The organism is Alistipes sp. DJF_B185 (genome assembly GCF_964250025.1).
GTDB lineage: Bacteria > Bacteroidota > Bacteroidia > Bacteroidales > Rikenellaceae > Alistipes > Alistipes finegoldii.
In genome coordinates this window covers 1-1057 of sequence record NZ_CAXUDY010000071.1, presented here as the reverse complement: position 1 = coordinate 1057, position 1057 = coordinate 1, and the positions used below count along the sequence as shown (strand labels likewise).

2 protein-coding genes are annotated in these 1057 nt (G+C 52.4%); both read right to left on the bottom strand.

The window, feature by feature from the left end:
- Positions 1 to 98 precede the first annotated feature (98 nt).
- On the bottom strand, positions 99 to 311 hold the full coding sequence (locus ACESTR_RS16205; RefSeq protein ID WP_009596292.1) for a hypothetical protein: 213 nt from the start codon (positions 309 to 311) through the stop codon (positions 99 to 101).
- A gap of 6 nt (positions 312 to 317) precedes the next feature.
- On the bottom strand, positions 318 to 971 hold the full coding sequence (locus ACESTR_RS16200; RefSeq protein WP_244075996.1) for a hypothetical protein: 654 nt from the start codon (positions 969 to 971) through the stop codon (positions 318 to 320).
- Between the last annotated feature and the right edge of the window lie 86 nt (positions 972 to 1057).

Below are 1057 nucleotides of genomic sequence, written 5' to 3'. Positions count from 1 at the left end.
TTGAGCGCCAGCCAGCGAAGGATTTTACGGCGGGTTTTCGCATCGTCCGTCCGCAGTGTGAAACGGTTGAAACAAAGATTGTTCATCGTAAATCGGAGTTAGTTCAGTGACAAGGCCTGACAGAAATAGTCCGTATAATCGAAGTCCAGTCCCAGCCCAGAACAGGCCGTTTCAAGATCGCCGTAGCACAGAGCCCCGGCATCCCGCAGTTCCCGCAGGTTGCGAAGTTCCGCGGTCAAATATTCCTCGGCGCGACGTTCGCCGCAGCGGCACGCAGTGCAGATATTTTCGATAATAATGTTTCGTTCCATAGTCGTTTAAGGTTTAGGTGTGAATTTATTGTCGGAGAGTGCAAGGAAATCGTCGAGCGTGCGGCACCGATAGTCCAAAGAGATCTTTTCGCTGTAATCCGTCTGCCGGATATCGAAAGTATAGGTCAGGCCGTTACGAATGATCTGGCCGTGACTTTTGTCATGAACCCAAACCACATCGGACAGAGCCTCCAACCGGTTGCGGTACCCGATTATTTTGCGTTCGTTCTCCGCATCGATCCGTTCGAGATTCCGGAAACCCTGCGTGAGGTATTCCACCCAGTCGTCGATCTTCTTTTTGGTGAAGACCCCGATACGGTTCGGAGCGGTTTGTTTGTCGAAAGCCTTGCCGAAGGAGTAGTTGTCCGCATATCGGAAGAACGACCAATCGAATCGGAGGTCGTAATAGGGTTTTGGATAGAAATATTGGCGGACGAGAAACAGGATGCCGTTTCTTCGGAAACCGGTGCAAGCTTCCTCGAAATAGTTTTTCAGGCTGTCCACGGCATGTGTAACACGGTAGAACAAGGCTGCCTCCGGAACGAACTCCTGCACTGTTTCCAATACGGCCGATGCGCTTCGAATAGCCCGCTCTACGTTATCCTCGGCATTGGCGAGCAGCAGCTCGTCGAAGGTCGACTGATCGATCCACTTTCTCATCGCTGAGCAACCTGCCTGCGGCAGGATTCCGTTTCCCGCAGGTAATCGTTCAACGCAGGCACAAGGATCGTACACTCGGCATCGGG